The following is a 17,919-nucleotide window of genomic DNA, read 5'->3' on the forward strand; positions in this document are numbered from 1 at the left end:
TTATGCTGCCCATCCCAGATTGCGCGAAAGGCGGGCCAGATTGGGGCGCACAATGGTTTTGAATTTGGCGAAAAAGGCATCGACCACTTCGCCGTCAAAGGCGAAATTGCGTCGAGATCCGGGCAGCAGCCCCTTTTCCAGCGCGGCGGACAAGGCCGTGCGGGCTCGTGAGATCCGGCTTTTCACTGTGCCGATCGTTATGCCGCAGACTTGCGCGATTTCCTCATAGCTGACCGAACCGACCGCCATCAGGATGAGAACCTCACGCTGGGCATGGGGCAGCGTTTCCAGCGCGCGCAGCACATCGGCCGCCTCCAGACGCGATTCCTGATCGCCTTCGCGGTTGAGGATCTGTTCGGCCTTGGCCTCATCATAATCGCCGAACAGGCGCTGCCTGCGCAACTGCCCGAAATAATGGTGGCGCAGGATCGTGAATGTCCATGCGCGAAAGCTGGTGCCCGCAGCGTAGTGATGGCGCGCGGCCCATGCCCGCATCATGGTTTCTTGCGTCAGATCCTCGACATGGTCACGATTGCCGCAAAGGCTGCGGGCAAAGGCACGTAACGAGGGCATGGCCGCAACCAGTTCCCGGCGAAATTGCGCGTCGGGAAGGGCGGTTCTGTCCTCACCGCTATTATCGATTTGGGTCTGCTTGGTCATGGGAGCCCCCCGACAAAGACGTCAAAGACATCCGGGATATCGTAATAGGCTAAGTGGCCAAACGGAGCCGGGTTCCGGCCGGAACAGGGCAATTGGCGTCGGATGGGGTTGAAACCGGGATGACCCGAATAAGGGCGCCCGTGCTTTCCATTCATATGCGGGGCAAAGGCGCCATGGTCGCATTTTTCCCACGGATCGCCTTGCCTTGCATAGGGAGGGAGGAACTGTCCGGCTGGAGCATTCTTCCTTCGATATGCTTTGCCTCGTCAGGAGGATGTCATGACGCACACAGATCCCGATCTTTCCCCTCAGCCTGTCAAACCGCGCAAGCGGCCGAAAAATCGCGAGGTTGAAAATGAGATGATCGGCTGAGCCGGTTACTGATGAACAGAAGAATGACGAAGAATTCACGGATTGCGCCAGCCTTGAGGGAACCGATGGAGAGCGTGCCGGATGATCCGTCCTCTATGGTGTGCATCTCTGGCCATTGCCGAGCGCTTCCTGTATCTGTTTGTTTAACGCGCAATTCGGAAAAGCGGGAGCCCTCGATGAATGGCGAAACCTTGCCTGATGCCCCCTGCATGGCTTGCGGTCGGCGTGATCTGAGCCGGTGGTCGGCATGACAAGGATTGAGAGTGACAGCATGGGCAGCGTCGCGGTTCCCGCCGATGCCTATTGGGGCGCCCAGACCCAGCGCAGCCTGACTAATTTCGCCTTTCCCGCGCAAGAGCGCATGCCGATTTCCATCATTCATGCGCTGGCGATCATCAAGCTGGCGGCATGCCGCGTGAACCGAGGCCACGGACTGGACCCAAAGCTGGCCGAGGCGATGGAGACCGCCGCGCAGGAGGTGATCGACGGGCGCCATGACGATCAGTTCCCGCTGGCGATCTGGCAGACCGGATCGGGCACGCAGACCAACATGAACGTCAACGAGGTGATCGCCGGACGGGCCAATGAGATCCTGACCGGCGCGCGCGGCGGCAAGGCGCCGGTCCATCCCAATGATCACGTCAATCGCGCCCAATCCTCCAACGACAGCTTTCCCACCGCTCTTCACATCGCCGCGCAGCAGGCCATCGCCGGGCAACTCAGCCCCGCGCTGGAGCGTTTGTATGAAGACCTTTTGGGCAAACAGGCGGCATGGGCCGATGTGGTCAAAATCGGCCGAACCCATCTTCAGGACGCGGTGCCCCTGACGCTGGGGCAGGAGTTTTCCGGCTATGCCAGCCAGATCGCGCGGGCGCGTCAGACCATGACCCATGCGATGGACGGGGTATGGGAACTGGCGCAGGGCGGAACGGCGGTGGGCACGGGGCTCAATGCTCCGGCGGGATTTGGTCCGGCTGTGATTGAGGAAATCTGCCATCTGACCGACCTGCCTTTTCGCCGCGCGCGCAACAGTTTCGAGGCGTTGGCAAGCCGCGATGCGCTGGTCGGCCTGCAGGGCGCGCTGGTGCAATTGGCGGTGGCGCTGACCAAGATCGCCAATGATATCCGCCTGATGGCATCGGGGCCGCGCGCGGGGCTGGGCGAATTGCTGTTGCCCGAAAATGAACCGGGAAGCTCGATCATGCCGGGTAAGGTCAATCCCACCCAATGCGAGATGATGGCGATGGTCTGCGCTCAGGTCATCGGCAATGGCACAGCCACCACGCTGGGCGGGATGCAGGGGCATCTGGAACTCAACACGTTCATGCCGCAGATCGGGGCGAATGTGCTGCGCTCGATCACCTTGCTGGGCTGTGCGATCGACAATTTCGTCGATCACGCGCTGATCGGCATGAAGCCCGACCGCGCGCGTCTGGAAAGCCTTGTCGAACTCTCGCTGATGCTGGTGACGGCGCTGGTGCCGCATCTGGGCTATGAAAAGGCCGCCGGAATTGCCAGAGACGCGCATAAGCGCGGCGTGGGCCTGCGTCAGGCGGCGATGGAGAGCGGGCTGGTTGATGCCGAGACCTTTGACCGGCTGGTGCGCCCGCATGATATGGTCGGCCAAAGGCCGCCGGGGTAGGACCGGTGACGGGCTTCAGCCTTAGCCGTTGATCACCGTGCCGCCATTGGGGTGCAGCACCTGCCCCGACATATAACTGGAATCCTCGCAGGCAAGAAACAGGAAGGCAGGCGCCACTTCATTGGGCTGTCCGGCGCGGCCCATGGGGGTGGACTGGCCGAAATGCTTGATCTTTTCCTCGTCCGCGCCGCCAAAGGGGTTGAGCGGTGTCCAGATCGGCCCCGGCGCCACGGCGTTGACGCGAATGCCGTCCTTCACCAGATTTTCCGATAGCGAGCGCGTAAAGGCCGTGATCGCCCCCTTGGTCGCGCTGTAATCCAGCAGGTTCCTGCTGCCTTGATAGCCGGTGACCGAGGTGGTGTTGATAATGGCGGCGCCTTGGCCCAGATGCGGGCGGGCGGCCTGAACCATATAGAACATGGCGAAAATATTGGTCTGAAAGGTGCGCAGCAACTGATTTTCGGTAATATTGGTGATGTCGGGGTCGGGGTGCTGTTCGCCCGCATTGTTGACCAGAATGTCGATGCGGCCCAGACTGGCGATGATCTGGCGGACCAGCCCATCGCAGACGGATTTGTCGCCGATATCGGCCCGTATGGCCAGCGCGCGTCGCCCCTCGGCCTCGACGATGCGCTGGGTCTCCGCCGCATCCTCGTCTTCCATCAGATGGATGATGGCGATATCGGCCCCTTCGCGCGCAAAGAGTGCCGCCACCGCTCGCCCGATCCCGCTGTCGCCGCCGGTGATGACCGCGACCTTGCCCTGCAACCGGCCCGAGCCGGGATAGCGCGGCTGCCACTCCGGCTTGGGGTCAAGCTCGTGTTCATTGCCGGGCAGGGCGTCTTCGTGGATCATGCTCTGGGTTTCAACCATGGTTTTTCTCCTTTTCAAAGGAAATGGGCCGGACCGGACGATGTTCGCCGGTCCGCAGGTCAATTGTCGCGCCCGGGCCTCATCCGGGCGAAAACGGCATGGCCAGCACGGCCAGCGCCATCGCGCCTGTGGTCACCCATCCCGCGATCCGCAGCAGGCGCGGCGCGACAAAGGACCCCATGATCGCGGGCCGCGAAACGATATGCATCAGCGCGGCCAGTACGGGCACAGCCACGATGCCGTTGATCACCGCGCTCCAGAACAGCGCCTTCATCGCGTTCAGGCCAAGCCAGTCCATAGCCATGCCCAGCACCATGCCCAGCGCGATGATCAGATAGAAGGCGCGGGCGTGTTGCGGCATGTCCTGAAGGCTGGCCTTGCGTCCGATGGCCTCGCAAATGGCATAGGCCGATGCGCCCGCCAGCACCGGTATCGCCAGCAGCCCTGTGCCGACAATGCCAAGGGCAAAGACCGCAAAGGCCAGATCCCCCGCCACAGGTTGAAGCGCGCGGGCGGCATCGGCGGCCGAATTGATCTGGGTCTTTCCCGCATCGTGCAACGGCACCGCCGTGCCCAACATGATGGCCAGAGCGATGATGTTCGACACCGCCATGCCGCTCCACGTGTCGATCCGGATCCGGGCAAAGGCATCGGCGGCCTGATTGCGCGCGCGGCGAAGGGGCTTGCGATCCTCGACCTGGCGGATCTCCTCCACCTCCTGCGAAGCCTGCCAGAAAAAGAGATAAGGGCTGATCGTGGTGCCCATAATCGCAACGATGGCCGTAAGTGCGCCCGGACCGCTGATCTGGGGCACAAGCAGATTATGCAGCGCGGCGCCCCAATCCACCCGCACGATAAAAAGCAACGCCACATAGGCCAGCAACGTCAGCGTCATCCATTTCAACAGCCGGGCATAACGGTCATAGGGCACGAAAAATTGCAGCACCAGCGAGAGCACCGCAAAGCCGATGGTGAAGGCATGGCGGCCCCGACCCGCGATCATGGCCGCCGCTTCGCCCATGGCGGAAAGATCGGCGCCGATGTTGATCGTATTGGCGCAAAACAACAACAGCAGGAGAGCCGCCATGCCCCATCGGGGCAAAACCGCGCCCAGACTGTGCGAGAGGCCATGCCCCGTGACCCGCCCGACCCGCGCGCAGACCAGTTGGACCGACACCATCAGCGGATAGGTGAAGAGCATCGTCCAGAGCAGCGAGGTGCCGAATTGCGCGCCTGCTATGGCATAGGTGGCAATGCCGCTGGGGTCATCGTCGGCGGCCCCGGTGATCAGCCCCGGACCAAGCCGGTCGGTCAGCTTCATCTTACTCATGGCCGATTGCTGATCGCGTTTGCGGCATCTGTATTCTCGGCTCAAACGGTGGATGCGAAGAAGGAAGCGGCTGCTAAAGCGCGCTTCCTTCCTTTAACGGCTCCTGTCCGTCATGCGTTCCATGCCGGGTCGGCCAGATGTGGTGCCATCTCTCGATGGGCATCAGGCATAGGTCAGCCCGTAATGCGAATAGATCCGCCAGTTATAGTCGTTGTCATACGTGGGCGTGTCGGCATCGCTGTAATGGGGGGCGTTTTCCAGCTGTTCCGGGTTGATGTTGACGACATAGCCGCCCTGCGCCGGATCATAGGTCAGGATCTGCCAGGGCAGGGGGTAATAGTCGCTGCCCAGACCCAGCAATCCGCCAAATTGGAGCACCGCATACTGGGCCTTGCCGGTGCGCTTGTTGACCATGAACCGGCTGATCGTACCCAGCCGTTCGCCTTGCAGATTATAGACGACGGTGCCTTCGACCCGGTCGGAGGAAATCAGGTCGTGCGTTTCGTAAGTGTCCGTGGTTTCGGGCATGATGAATCTCCTGAAGGGTATGAAACATGCCGGCGCGTCGGTGTGCCGCGGCCTGACATGAACCGAACAGGGCGGAGCCGACCTTGTTCCACCCCGCGGTGCACTTCATCCTAATCCACGTTAGCACATGGACATGGATCATCTCGGCTCGCCGGGCGTTAACCGCAGCAGGAGATGGCCCCGGACAGGGCCGGGATAAGGGGATGACCGGAGCTATGGCGCGACAGGAGAACGGATCATGCGTGCGCTGACCTGGCATGGCAAACATGATGTCCGCGTCGATACGGTGGACGATCCCGGTATCGTCAATCCGCGCGATGCCATCGTGCGGGTCACGTCTAGCGCGATCTGCGGGTCCGATCTGCATATTTATGACGGTTTGATCCCCGCCATGAGCGCCGGAGATATTCTGGGCCAGGAATTCATGGGCGAAGTGGTCGAGATCGGCGCCGCCTCGACCCTGCGTCGGGGGCAGCGGGTGGTTGTGCCCTCCACGATTGCCTGCGGGGGATGCTATCATTGCGCCAAGCAGCAATATTCAGCCTGCGACAACGGTAATCCACCTGAAAATCAGGATCTTGCCAGCCTGCATTATGGGCTTCCCTCTGCAGCCAGATTTGGTTGCGGACGGATGGCGGGCGGCTATTCGGGCGGACAGGCGGAGTTCGTGCGCGTGCCTTTTTCCGATACCGGTCCGCTTGTCGTGCCCGACGGCGTGGCTGATGACAGGTTGCTGCTGCTCGCTGACACCTTGCCCGCCGGATGGCAGGCCGCCCAGAACGCGGACATCGAAGCGGGTGATACGGTGGCGGTTTGGGGCTGTGGCCCGGTCGGGCTTTGCGCTGTGCAGGCATCCCGCATTCTGGGTGCCGAGCGGGTGATTGCCATTGACCATTACACCCACCGTTTGGAACAGGCTCGTGCGTTGGGGGCCGAGGCAGTCAATTTCAGCCATACCTATGTCCACGAAGCGCTGATTGACATGACGGGCGGCGTTGGTCCGGACGCCTGCATCGACGCGGTGGGCATGGACGCGCATGGCACATTTTTCGAGATGATCGCCGATCCGGTCAACAGTTCGATTTCCCCGACCATGAAGCCGTCGCACGTCATTTATCAGGCGATCATGGCATGCCGCAAGGGTGGGCGAATTTCCATGTCAGGATGCTATGGAGGCATGATCGATAGCTTCCCGCTTGGGGCGCTGATGCGCAAGGGTCTGATGCTGCGCAGCGGTCAGGCCGACGTGCAGCGCCATATGCCTCAATTGCTGAGGCTGGTTCTCGATGAGGCAATCGACGGCGCTTTTCTGATCAGCCACCGGCATGATCTTGAGCAGGCCGCCGATGCCTATCTTCAGTTTCACTATGCACGCAATGAAGTGACCAAAGTGGTGCTGACCACCGGAGTTTATCGGCTGTGATCACCGCAAGGCGCGGCAGGATCGCGCTTTTCGATTTCGGCGGCAGAACATTGCATCTCCGCCGGGCGTGAAATGCCGGAGGCTCTCTGTCGGAAAGGAGACAATCCATGAAGTACAGTCTTTTGATTATCGCCCCCGTCCTGATGCTGGCGGCATGTGACAAGAAGCCGGAGAATGGCCCTCAAAATGGCAATGCGACCGAAGGCGCGGCGGCAACCGACAGCGGTCCCGATGGCACCCTGCCGCATCTGACGCTTCAGACTACAGATGCGCGCACCTATCTCGACAAGGCCGCCGCCGGGGACAGTTTCGAGATTGAATCCTCACGGGCCTTGCTCAAAACCAGCAAAAATCCGGCCGTACGCAACTTCGCCAGCATGATGATTTCGGCCCATCAGGAATCGAGCCGCAAATTGCGCCGCGCCGCTGAAAAGCTCAAACTGGCCGCCGGTGCCACCAGCCTGAGCCAGGATCAGCAGCAGAAACTGGACGTGATCAAGTCCGCTGGCGCCGCTGATGTGGATCAGCTCTACCTCACCAGCCAGCGCAGCGCGCATAATGACGCGCTCGATCTCCACCGGCATTATGCGTCCGATGGCGATACGCCTGCGCTGAAGGAGGCCGCAGGCGCGATTGCGCCGGTGGTGCAAAAACATCTGGATGAGCTGGATAAGCTGACCAAACAACAGGACAGCGCCTGATGAGCGCGTCTGAAAAAGACGATGCGCCCGTCACCTCTTCGCGCGATATCGAACCGGACCGCGAACTGTTCGCCGAAACCGTCACCATTGCCCGCTCTCGGGGAGAGCTTTACGCGTTCTGGCGGGATTTGACCAATGTGGCGCCTATCGTGGGTCCGATCGTCTCGATCGTCCCGCTGGATGGAGATCATGCGCGCTGGACCATCGAGGGACCGGCAGGCCTCCGCGCCAGCTGGATCTCGGTTATCAGCGAAGACCGGCCGGGCAACACTATCTTTTGGCAGGCGATGCCGGGCGGGGATGTTGAAAACGGTGGCAGGATCGATTTCGTCGACGCCGGCGCGCGCGGCACGATCCTGCGCATGACCATGGCTTTTGAATTGTCGGCCAAAACGGGCGGACGCGTCGCGATATTGCATCCCGGCCCGCTGGTCCGTTCGCATGTGCGCCGCATCCTGCGCAGTTTCAAACAGATGATGGAGGCACGCGAAATCGCAACGGCCGCGCGCCATCGCCGCTTGTTGAACGAGCTTCCGCAACAGAGCGGGGGCCAATGGTGAAGGACAGGAATATGACCGATTTGAGCGCAATCAGGGAACATATGGACATTGTCGGCGCCGATGACGTGCATCTGGGCACGGTGGACAGGGTCGAAGGCAACCGGATCAAGATGACGCTGTCCGACAGCGGATCGCATGCCGGCCGGCAAGGCGCATCGTCAGCGCAAGGTTCCGGAGGCCACCACCATTATATCTCGGTCGGGCTGGTCGCGGCGGTGGAAACGGACCGTGTGCGGCTTTCAGCCAATGCGGCCAACGCGGCTCTGCTGGAAGAAGAGGAAGGCGGAGAGGCGCTGGCCGACAGCAACCGAACGGCAGCGGCCGACGATGAAGCCGACCTTGACTCTTCTAAGCTCGCCTCCGACCGGAGCAGGGGGGACGCCTGAGGATGGATCAGCCGGAAGATGGACGACCAAACACACGGCGAGCTTCGGGATACGTCCCGGGGCCGTCTTTTTCGCGCAAACTGGCTCATTATGCCAATTTGACCATGCGCGATGAACAACTGCTGGACTTTCTGCTCGACGGACAGATGCTGTATGTCGGGGCAGGACAGGACATGATCCGCGAGGGGGTTCGCCCGGTCTTTGTCAAGATTGTCATGGAGGGCTGGGCCGCCCGTTACAAGATGCTGGAAAACGGTCGACGCCAGATCGTGGGCTTCCTTCTGCCGGGGGATCTGTGCATCCCTCAAGCGATCATGACGATGCCGCTGGATCATTCGATAGGGGCCATCAACGATCTGCATTGCGCGATGGTTCAACCCGGTCAACTCGATGCGGTCGAGCAGGAATCGATCGGCATCCGCCGCGCGCTGGCGATGGATGCCCAGATCTCGCTGGCCATTCAGCGCGAATGGACGGTCAATTTGGGCGCGCGTGCCGCGCCCGAGCGCATCGGTTGCCTGATATGTGAATTGTATCTGCGGCTAAAGGCTGTGGGTATGACGCAGGGGACCGGCTATTTCTGTCCCCTGACACAGATCGAACTGGCCGAAGCGGCGGGCGTCAGCGCGGTGCATGTCAATCGCGTCATTAAGCAGATGCGCCGGGAAGATCTGATCCGGTGGCGCGACCAGTTCATCGAAATCCCCGATCCGTTCCGGCTGGCGCGGGCATGCGGGTTTCGACCAAACTATTTGCAAATGTCGTTTTGAGCCCACCCGCGCGCCGCTGCGGCTCAGGCATGGGCAGGACCGCCCAGTCGCCGCAACTCGGCCGGATTAAGCAGGGCAAGCCGGCCTGCCTCCAGCGATATCACTCCTTCGCTGCGCAGCATCTGGAGCACGCGATTGACGTGTACCGAGGAAATTCCGACAATATCGGCCAGATCATATTGTGTAAGCGGCATCGGGCAGTGATCCGACACGACCTTGCCAGTAGGGCGCAGCCGCTCAACAAGATCATGCAGCAAGGCACAGATCCGCTCGGTGGCGCTCATCCGGCCCAGGTTGACGATCCATTTCTCGTGACTTTTCAAAGTGTGCATGATCGAGCCGAGCATGCTTTTCATGCCGTCGAATTCGCCGCCGCCGTGCGCGCGGATGTCTCGAAACGGAATTTCCGTCACGAACATATCGGTCAAAGCCACCACCGGCCAGTTGGCATGGCCTGTCAGCACCCATTGCGCCTCGCAATAATCGCCGGGCAGAAACAGGGCGATGATCTGTCGCCGTCCATCGGGCAGCAAGCGATACTGACATGCCCAGCCTTCCTCTACTCGAAAAATCCGGTCGGTGTTTTCATGGCGACGCGCCAGATGCTTGTGACGGCGGATCTCATTCCGCGTGGCCGTCGTTTCCAGTCTTGCTGCGGTCATTGGGACACTCCCGTACCTGATCATATTGCCCCGGCGAACGGGGCCCCCGTCTGGGGATACTGGCGTTGAACATGTCGGCGGAGAAAGGATGCCGCTCAACAGTCTGAGGGGCGATGATGGGTTGGTGACGCGCCAAAAGCATTGCGCTCGCCTGCGAAGAATGCGGTCCTCCGCCTTGCGCGCCTTTCATCATGCACCTCTCATCATGCATTGTGGACCCGAAGTCCGCCATGCGGATTCACATATGTTAAGAGCCCACCGTGGGGACGTTCAGCCGTGCAGAAATGCCGGTACGTTGATCCGGGCCTGGTTCGGGCCGGATCATGCTAACCTGTGCAAGTGTTGCGGATCGTTCATCCCGGTCGGCCGTTCTCCCCGATACCGGCAGCGCGAAACAGCCTGCCGGTCCCGGATCTTCCGGATCCAAGAAGAGGAGAGCCTGATGGCTACCAGCACGCCCGAACAGCCGGACACATTCAAAACCGCCGATGCCGCCAAAGCGCAGGGCGCCGGCCGAAAGCAGCCCAATGCGGCCGCCGCGCAGGACCCGGCCGAAGGACCCCGGCCCGACAAGGAAGAGGGGCACGCAGTTGGCGCCAAAGCCGCGTCTGTATCCGGTCAGGGGCAATCCGGCGACGAGGCAAAAAGGAAGGCGCAGCCTCAAGCGGGCGGACCTCAGGCGGGCGAAAATGTCAGCGCGTTGTTGATGGCCGACCACCGGGCCGTCGAAAAACTCTTCAATCAATATGAAGATGCCGATGAACAGCGCCGATCAGACATCATCGAACGCGTATCGCAGGCGCTGATTATCCACACGATCCTCGAAGAGGAGATCTTCTATCCCGCCTGCCGCGAGCATTTTTCCGAGGAAGACACGCTCGATGATGCTCAGGTCGAGCATGACAGCGTCAAGATCCTGATCGGCGATCTGATGCACGGGCGGTCGAATGATCCCTATCGCGACGCCAAATTCCGCGTGCTGGCCGAACAGGTGCGGCACCATGTCTGCGAAGAAGAGCAAGCGGGCGGAATTTTCCAGAAGGCGCAGGCCTGCGGCATCGACACGCCCGAATTGGCCAGACGAATGACCGCAAGACGCAGCCAGCTTGAAAGTGCCGGGCCGCTTGCCGCCACCCCGCCGATATCCCTCGGCCGCGTTGCCCTGCGACGCTCTCGCCGGGATGAAACGCGCCAGTTTGGGCGCGATGAAGAAGAACGGGGCCAATCCCATTATAGGAAGGAGAAGGAAATGGCTAGTTATCAGCAATATCGTGATCGCGATGACCGTGGTCGCTTTGTCAGCCAGGATGGCGATGATCATCGCTCGTCGCGCAGGGGCAATGACCGTCCGCGCGATGAGGAAGGACGCTTTGTCAGCCGCAGCCGCATGTCGGGGCGGGATGACAATGATGATCGCGATTACGGCCGCCGGAGCGAACAGCGCTACGGCCGCGATGATGATCGTCAATACAGCGGTCGGGGTCGCGGTCATGGCGGCTGGTTCGGCGATTCCGAAGGTCATTCGGAAGCATCGCGCCGGGGTTGGGAAAATTCCGATCATGGGCGCAGCGGATGGTATGGTGATTCCGAAGGCCATTCCGACGCGTCCCGGCGGGGCTGGGAAAATCCCGATCACGGCCGCAGCGGATGGTACGGCGACCCCGAAGGCCATTCCGAGGCATCGCGTCGTGGCTGGGACGAGCGAGGCTCATCGCGCCGTCAGGACTATGACGATGATCGCGATAACGCTCGCTCGCGCGATCATGATGAACGCGGTTATTCCTCGCGCAGCTCGTCACGCGGATCGCGCGATGATGATCGGCAGGGCGGACGGCATCAGGGATGGTCGGGCGATCCGCGCGGTCACTCCGAAGCGGCGCGGAGCGGCTGGGAAAATCGTCGCTGATATGGCGGCGATCATCAATCGGGCCGGTTCCTTTGGGAGCCGGCCCTTTGCCGCCAAGTGATCGGAGGAGGATGGGCGATATGTCGAAAAGGGCAGGGCAAACAGACAGGCCGGAGCGCATCTCGGTTCCCGGCGCAATCCGCGATCAGGGAACGATCCGCGTCCGGCCCCTGCTATCAATATTTGGCGGTGGCGTCGCTGGCCGGAAAGCTCTCGTCGGAGGCCTGATCGACCTTGTCCCAATCGTCATGCTGCGAACGCATGGCCTCGGGTCCGGCGTTTCTGACCTGCACGAAATTTTCGGGTGCTTCCTCGCCCGGTGCGAAAGCGGCCGGGGCGGTTTGCGAATAGGGCATCAGCCAGCGGTAAAGGGCATAGGCGCCTACCATTGCCAAAGCACTGTTCAACCATCGCATGACAGCATCTCCTTTTCGATTGTTCCGGTTTGTCACCATAGGAAAGCGTTGCGGCACGGCGAGGTTCGATGCGCGGCGCCATTCATGTCCCGGATAATGCACGGCCTGCCTCATGGCGCACGCGCAAGCCTTGGTGCAGGCGCGGCCGCTTCAACGCGGGCGCTGAAAGGAGAAAGATCATGAAAGAGGATGGTGAACGGATTGTTCTGGAAACCAACAAGGCGCGTGCCGGATCAACCCCGCATCTGGTTCGCTACATATTGGTGGTCAGCATGGCGCTGGCCATTGTCGGCATGGGGCTGATCTGGTGGATCGGCCATGGCTGAGCCAGGCCGATGCATCCGCAATATGGATCCGTTGCGGAGCCATATTGCGCGCCGCCGAAGTTTTTTGTCACCGCGTTTCCGGGCTTTGACGGAACATATCCGCTGCTGGTCCATTTAGATTCCAGGTTGGGAAGAGGCATTCGTGATGGGCGACCAAAATTCCGGCAATCCACTGTTGGGCGAACAGACCGCCAGCCACGAAGTGGTGCCCTTCCTCCTGCGCCATTCGCTTGGCGCCAGGCGTTTGCGCGTGGCGCTTGTGGGCACTTACGCCCCGCGCAGTTGTGGCATTGCCACTTTTTCCGCAGATGTGCGCGAACAGTTGATCCGGCATGCCGGGGGAATGGATATTGATGTCTATGCGCTCGACGGGCCGGATTCCGGGCTGGTCTATGCGCAGGATGTCCATGTCATCGGCGCCCAGAATCGAGAGGATTATCTGCGTGCGGCCCGCGCCATCAATGACAGTTGCGCCGATGTGGTGTGGATTCAGCATGAATTCGGCATTTTCGGCGGCGCTGACGGGGCGCTGATTGCCGAACTGGTCGACCGGCTCGCTGCCCCGGTTCTGATCACATTTCATACCGTGCTGGCCAAACCTTCGGCGGGCCAGCGCGCTGTGATGGAGCATCTGCTCAGCCGCTGTTCGCGTGTCATGGTGATGTCGCAACAGGGGCGGCAATTGCTGATGTCGACCTATCGCGCGCCGGGCGGGATTATTGAGGTGATTGAGCATGGCGCGCCCGACCGCCCCTTCCGCACCGCGCAAAAGGCCAAGCATCGCATGGGGCTGGCGGGTAAGAAAGTTCTGACCACCTTTGGCCTGCTGGGGCCGGGCAAGGGGCTGGAGACCGCCATTGCCGCCATGCCCGCCATCCTGCGCGAGCATCCCGACACGGTCTATCGCATCGTGGGCGCCACCCATCCCGTGCTGGTTGCGCGCGATGGCGAGAGCTATCGACAGGGGCTGATGGCACAGGCAGAGGCTTTGGGCGTTTCCCATGCCATTTTATGGAACAATCGCTTTCTGGCGATCGAGGATCTGCTCGAACAGCTCGAATGCTGCGACATCTACCTCAGCCCCTATCCCGGTCTGGACCAATCGACATCCGGCACGCTCAGCTATGCCGTGGCGTTAGGCAAGGCGGTCGTTTCGACCCCCTATGTTCATGCACGCGAATTGCTGGCAGACGGTGTGGGGTGCCTGATCGAACCCAATGCGCCCGATGCGATTGCTGAGGCGGTCAATGACCTGCTCTCCAGCCCGCAGCGCCTGCTGGAATTGCAGCGCCGGGCCTATGAACGCGGGCGGCGCACCACATGGCCCCATTTCGCACGGGCCAGCGCGCATCTTGTCCGCAATACATTGGCCGCGCGTCCGCAACGGGTTGAACCGGCCGTGGTGCCCGAACTGGCGGCCGTATGGAACATGAGCGACGGCACCGGCATGTTGCAGCATGCCGTTGGCCCGGTGCCCGACCGCCGCCATGGCTATTGCACCGATGACAATGCCCGCGCGTTGATGTTGATGAATGTGGCCAAGGGCATCACGGAGGCCGAGCGGATGCGGTGGAGCGGCATCTATGGCGCCTTCCTTTTCCATGCGTGGAACCCGGATGCGGGGCGCTTTCGCAATTTCATGCGCTTTGACCGGCAATGGTGCGAAGAGGTGGGATCCCAGGATTCCAACGGACGCGCTTTATGGGCTTTGGGTCATACCGTCGAACATAGCCCGATCCGGGAATTGCGGAACTGGGCCGGGCGGATGGTTGACGATGTTCTGCCTGGTCTCAATGATCTTGATGCGCCGCGCGCGCTTGCCTTTGGTGCGCTGGGCTGCTGCGCGCTGCTGCGCGGCGGGTGGCAGAGCGCGCAGGCCAACGAGCGGATCGCGCTTGCCTGCGAGACTTTGGCGCGCCTTGTCACGATGCACCGGCGTCCCGACTGGCTGTGGTTCGAACAAGGGCTGGCTTACGACAATCCGCGTCTGTCTCAGGCGCTGATCGAGGGCGGCGGGATGCTGGGGCGGCCGGAGTGGGTCGATGCTGGCATGGAAACGCTGGCATGGATCATGGATTGCCAGACTTCGGCGCAGGGCTTCTTTCGCCCGGTCGGATCGGAAAGTTTCGATCAACGAGGCCTTTGGAAACCGTTCGATCAGCAACCGCTTGAAGCGCAGGCGGCCGTCGAGGCGGCGCGCGCGGCTTGGATGGCGTCGGGTGACGAGGCCTGGATCCGTCAGGCGCATCAGGCTTATCAATGGTTCTTTGGCGCCAATGACCGCGGGGTGGCGGTGGCCGATATCGCCAGCGGGCGCTGTTGCGACGGCGTAACGCCGCGCGGACGCAATGAAAACAGCGGCGCGGAGTCCATCCTTGCGTTTCATCTGAGCCATTACGCACTTGCCGCAATGAACCGGGAAGCAAGGCCTTATGCGAAAGCTGGAACCGATCTTGGAAACTCTACCGGATAGTCTCGCCCGCAGTCCGCTGCGCATACTTGAACAGAGACTGCATGCCGACCCTTCGCGGGTGGTGCTGCGCCCTTTCCATCTGGGGTGGCAGGCAACCAACGCGCCCGAAGGCCGCGCACTCCGACTTGTTTGCGATGTCATGGGCCTGAGCGAGGAGCAGGTGGCCCATGAATATGATGTGGTGATCCGTGATTTCGGCAATCGCCATTGGCAGACAGAGCATTTGTTCGAGGCGCGTTATCGTGAGGTGGCCGAGAGTCTGCATCTGGATGGGCATGACCTTTCGGATGCGCGGCGTCGGCTTATCGGGGCCTTTTTCTGCCATGAATATACTTATGCGGCGGCGGCTTTGATGAACCCGTCCATCGTGCCCAGCCCCAACCAGTCGGGTATGGAGGATGGCGCCTTGCGCTTCATCCTGTCGCTGCGCGCGGTGGGCGAGGGGCACATCAGTTCGATCGCCTTTCGCGAAGGCATCATCGAGCCGGACGGGCGTTTTCTGTTGTGGCCTGAATCCGCCTTCGCCACCAGCGTCCAGCGGACCGACACCTGCGCCCGCAACGATGCCAATTGCACCGTCACCGTCCAGTGCCACCCGGAAAGTACGCTGTCGAACACGGTGATCTTTCCCATCACCGAGCAGCAGGCCAATGGTCTGGAGGATCTCCGGCTTGTGCGTATGGACCATGGCGATGGCGATTTCGAATGGCTGGGCACCTATACTGCCTATTCGGGCCGTTCGATCCGGTCGGAATTGCTGCGCACGCGTGATTTCCGCCAGTTTCAGTTGACGCCCATTCAGGGGCGCGCCGGGCGAAACAAGGGTATGGCGCTGTTTCCGGAAAAGGTCGGCGGGCAATATTGCATGATCGGCCGACAGGACGGCAAGAACCTTTACCTGTTGCGCTCGAACTGGCTGGACACGTGGGATGATGAGGGCACCCTGTTGATGGAGCCCCGATTTCCTTGGGAATTCATCCAGATCGGCAATTGCGGCAGCCCAATCCTGACGCCGGAAGGCTGGCTGGTCATCACGCATGGGGTCGGGGCGATGCGCAAATACGCGCTGGGCTGCTGTCTGCTGGACCGGGATGATCCCAGCAAGGTGATCGCCCGTTCGTCCGAACCCATTCTGACGGCGGAAAATGCCGACCGGGCGGGCTATGTGCCCAATGTGGTGTACAGTTGCGGCGGGATGCTGACCGGGGGTGATCAATTGCTGTTGCCCTATGGCATTTCCGATATCGCGGTCGGTTTTGCTTTGGGCTCATTGAGCGACATCATGGCAATCATGTCCTGAGACACGGACGCCCTCGCCCCGGCAAGGGGCGAGGGCGCAAATTCAGATCACCTGCACCTCGACGAGGGTCTGATTGAGAAGACCATGCGCAATCTCGCCAAAGGTGACGGGCCCGGCGCAACTGCCAAGAGCCTTGCCCTCCAGTTCGCCATACAGGAAATTGAGGATGCAGTTGCAGGACCACGCGACACTTTCGCGCGGCCCGCTTTCAAACCGTTTGCGAAATTCGGCGGCATAGTCGCTGACCGGCCGGGCAAAGCCATATTCGACATCGGGGAATACCGGCGCATAAAGCTCGACATTGTTGCCATGCACAGAGCGGAGCGACACGTTGGTATGCGCGCCCGCATATCCCCCGACCATGGGCAGGCGCCCATGCCCCATCCCCCTTGAGCGGATATAGTCGGCAAAGGGCAGACGGACGCCGTCGACCACGACATGACTGGGCGAGAAACTGACATCGTCGAAATGGAAAGTCTGCCCGCCATCGCGCTCGAACAGATTGATCATGTTGATGACCGGCGTAAAATCCTCGGGCAATTGGATATGCAGGACCACGGCGCGGTCGGTATAGCTTCTGCCGGTGATACCGTCGAAGACCTGCGCCTGCGCGCCTTGGTCATTAAGATCGAAACCGGCGATCCACCCGATGGCAGGCCGCAGATAGGCCTGAGGATAGCTCCCCGCCTCTTGGGCGAAGCGTTTATGGCATGACGAATGGAACGGGATGATGGTCAGGGCAAAGCCGTTATGGGGCGCTTCTGCGGTGATTTGTTGCAGATTGTCCTGATCATACCGGTTTACTCGAACCGTTCCCAGATGCGAAAAATCGGTGACAAAGAGCTGATCGGCGCCAATGATGCATCCGCCGCTTTCGGTCATCAGATAGGGGGTGGTCCCCCCGATCCAGCAACCGCGCGGCAGGCCGGCCAGGGCTTCTGCCCGGCCGGCTATGGCAAGGGGCGCGCCCGCCTCGATCAGCGCCGCTGCGGCTGAAACCGACATCAGCCCGTTGATTCGCTGTCCTGTAGAAATTGCAGAGGGAGAATATTTCATCGAAGCGGCCCCTTTCTTGCGGCGCGACCGGGTCCACGTGCGATGAGGCGGTCAACGACACAGATCGGCACAGCGATAAAGCAAAAATCTTCGATCATTTTCTGTGAGGGTCTAAGCTGAAGCCCTTAGCTTCTGACCGGCGGCATTTGCATTATGGCTTTTTATTGAAAAGGCCGGATGACAACCCCGCTCCCGCTCCCGCTCCCGCTCCCGCTCCCGCTCCCGCTCCCGCTCCCGCTCCCGCTCCCGCTGCTTTGCGTGGTCCTGCTGTTTGGGGGGTGATCGCGTGGATCGGAGCCTATGGCGAGCCCGAAAGTGTGAGGGGTCGGCCGGTGGGGACTGGACCAACATGATCCGTCTCTGTCTCCGGGCGGGCCGTTATGGCCCGGTCCACGCGATCATCAGCAGAAGGGGTGAACCATCGCGATGTTCCGCGCGGCGTGACGAAACGGTGCATTTAGCCGCCGAGACGTTGAACGAAGGCACGGTTCTATCCGAAAATCCCGTTTCGCCCGCAGGTTAAAGCAAAAGGGGG

Annotated in this window: 17 protein-coding genes and 1 pseudogene; 10 read left to right on the plus strand and 8 right to left on the minus strand. The window is 61.3% G+C overall.

Annotated features, from left to right (window positions below):
* Together FHW96_RS12480 and FHW96_RS12485 are read right to left on the minus strand one after the other, a co-directional pair.
* On the minus strand, positions 1-660 hold the full coding sequence (locus FHW96_RS12480; protein WP_172340904.1) for a sigma-70 family RNA polymerase sigma factor: 660 nt from the start codon (positions 658-660) through the stop codon (positions 1-3).
* A 316-nt stretch (positions 661-976) separates the two neighbouring features.
* Entirely contained in the window at positions 977-1,243 is a 267-nt protein-coding gene (locus FHW96_RS12485; protein WP_172340905.1) for a hypothetical protein, read from the minus strand.
* A gap of 36 nt (positions 1,244-1,279) precedes the next feature.
* Between FHW96_RS12485 and FHW96_RS12490 the strand changes: the two genes are divergently transcribed.
* Positions 1,280-2,674 (plus strand): lyase family protein, encoded by a 1,395-nt coding sequence (locus FHW96_RS12490; RefSeq protein WP_172340906.1) that lies wholly within the window; start codon positions 1,280-1,282, stop codon positions 2,672-2,674.
* 21 nt (positions 2,675-2,695) lie between these two features.
* Here FHW96_RS12490 and FHW96_RS12495 read toward each other — a convergent pair whose 3' ends face one another.
* The 3 genes from FHW96_RS12495 to FHW96_RS12505 form a co-directional block, all read right to left on the minus strand.
* A complete protein-coding gene (locus FHW96_RS12495; RefSeq protein ID WP_172340907.1) occupies positions 2,696-3,547 on the minus strand; it encodes an SDR family oxidoreductase in 852 nt (283 codons plus the stop codon).
* 79 nt (positions 3,548-3,626) lie between these two features.
* Positions 3,627-4,877, minus strand: coding sequence for an NRAMP family divalent metal transporter (locus FHW96_RS12500; RefSeq protein WP_172340908.1), 1,251 nt, complete (start codon positions 4,875-4,877; stop codon positions 3,627-3,629).
* A gap of 162 nt (positions 4,878-5,039) precedes the next feature.
* A complete protein-coding gene (locus FHW96_RS12505) occupies positions 5,040-5,405 on the minus strand; it encodes a PRC-barrel domain-containing protein (protein ID WP_172340909.1) in 366 nt (121 codons plus the stop codon).
* Between the two features lie 238 nt (positions 5,406-5,643).
* On the opposite strand from FHW96_RS12505, the gene FHW96_RS12510 reads away from it, so the two are divergent.
* From FHW96_RS12510 to FHW96_RS12530, 5 genes and pseudogenes are all read left to right on the plus strand, one after another.
* Positions 5,644-6,828 (plus strand): zinc-dependent alcohol dehydrogenase, encoded by a 1,185-nt coding sequence (locus FHW96_RS12510; protein WP_172340910.1) that lies wholly within the window; start codon positions 5,644-5,646, stop codon positions 6,826-6,828.
* Between the two features lie 107 nt (positions 6,829-6,935).
* Entirely contained in the window at positions 6,936-7,529 is a 594-nt protein-coding gene (locus FHW96_RS12515) for a DUF4142 domain-containing protein (protein ID WP_172340911.1), read from the plus strand.
* Positions 7,529-8,089 (plus strand): SRPBCC family protein, encoded by a 561-nt coding sequence (locus FHW96_RS12520; protein WP_172340912.1) that lies wholly within the window; start codon positions 7,529-7,531, stop codon positions 8,087-8,089. Before FHW96_RS12515 ends, FHW96_RS12520 begins: the two co-directional genes overlap by 1 nt.
* 11 nt (positions 8,090-8,100) lie before the next feature.
* Positions 8,101-8,370 (plus strand): annotated as a pseudogene (locus tag FHW96_RS12525) (DUF2171 domain-containing protein); the annotation flags it as partial.
* A 209-nt stretch (positions 8,371-8,579) separates the two neighbouring features.
* Positions 8,580-9,245: a Crp/Fnr family transcriptional regulator gene (locus FHW96_RS12530; protein WP_172340914.1), complete on the plus strand. Its 666-nt coding sequence runs from the start codon at positions 8,580-8,582 to the stop codon at positions 9,243-9,245.
* Between the two features lie 23 nt (positions 9,246-9,268).
* Here the strand turns inward: FHW96_RS12530 and FHW96_RS12535 are convergent, their stop codons facing one another.
* A complete protein-coding gene (locus FHW96_RS12535; protein WP_172340915.1) occupies positions 9,269-9,907 on the minus strand; it encodes a Crp/Fnr family transcriptional regulator in 639 nt (212 codons plus the stop codon).
* 442 nt (positions 9,908-10,349) lie between these two features.
* Here FHW96_RS12535 and FHW96_RS12540 point away from each other — a divergent pair, with 442 nt between their 5' ends.
* Complete coding sequence (locus FHW96_RS12540) at positions 10,350-11,813, plus strand: hemerythrin domain-containing protein (RefSeq protein ID WP_172340916.1); 1,464 nt, start codon at positions 10,350-10,352, stop codon at positions 11,811-11,813.
* Between the two features lie 176 nt (positions 11,814-11,989).
* Here the strand turns inward: FHW96_RS12540 and FHW96_RS12545 are convergent, their stop codons facing one another.
* The gene (locus FHW96_RS12545; protein WP_172340917.1) at positions 11,990-12,229 is read right to left on the minus strand and encodes a hypothetical protein; all 240 of its coding nucleotides are present in this window, start codon (positions 12,227-12,229) and stop codon (positions 11,990-11,992) included.
* A gap of 179 nt (positions 12,230-12,408) precedes the next feature.
* Between FHW96_RS12545 and FHW96_RS12550 the strand changes: the two genes are divergently transcribed.
* From FHW96_RS12550 to FHW96_RS12560, 3 genes are all read left to right on the plus strand, one after another.
* Entirely contained in the window at positions 12,409-12,555 is a 147-nt protein-coding gene (locus tag FHW96_RS12550; RefSeq protein WP_172340918.1) for a hypothetical protein, read from the plus strand.
* Positions 12,556-12,700: 145 nt separating this feature from the next.
* Positions 12,701-15,028, plus strand: coding sequence for a glycosyltransferase family 4 protein (locus FHW96_RS12555; protein ID WP_172341031.1), 2,328 nt, complete (start codon positions 12,701-12,703; stop codon positions 15,026-15,028).
* 61 nt (positions 15,029-15,089) lie between these two features.
* Complete coding sequence (locus FHW96_RS12560; RefSeq protein ID WP_371815705.1) at positions 15,090-16,328, plus strand: glycoside hydrolase family 130 protein; 1,239 nt, start codon at positions 15,090-15,092, stop codon at positions 16,326-16,328.
* Between the two features lie 42 nt (positions 16,329-16,370).
* Here the strand turns inward: FHW96_RS12560 and FHW96_RS12565 are convergent, their stop codons facing one another.
* Positions 16,371-17,333: a hypothetical protein gene (locus tag FHW96_RS12565; protein WP_216650879.1), complete on the minus strand. Its 963-nt coding sequence runs from the start codon at positions 17,331-17,333 to the stop codon at positions 16,371-16,373.
* Positions 17,334-17,919: the final 586 nt, after the last annotated feature.

The organism is Novosphingobium sp. SG751A (genome assembly GCF_013149295.1).
Taxonomy (GTDB): domain Bacteria; phylum Pseudomonadota; class Alphaproteobacteria; order Sphingomonadales; family Sphingomonadaceae; genus Novosphingobium.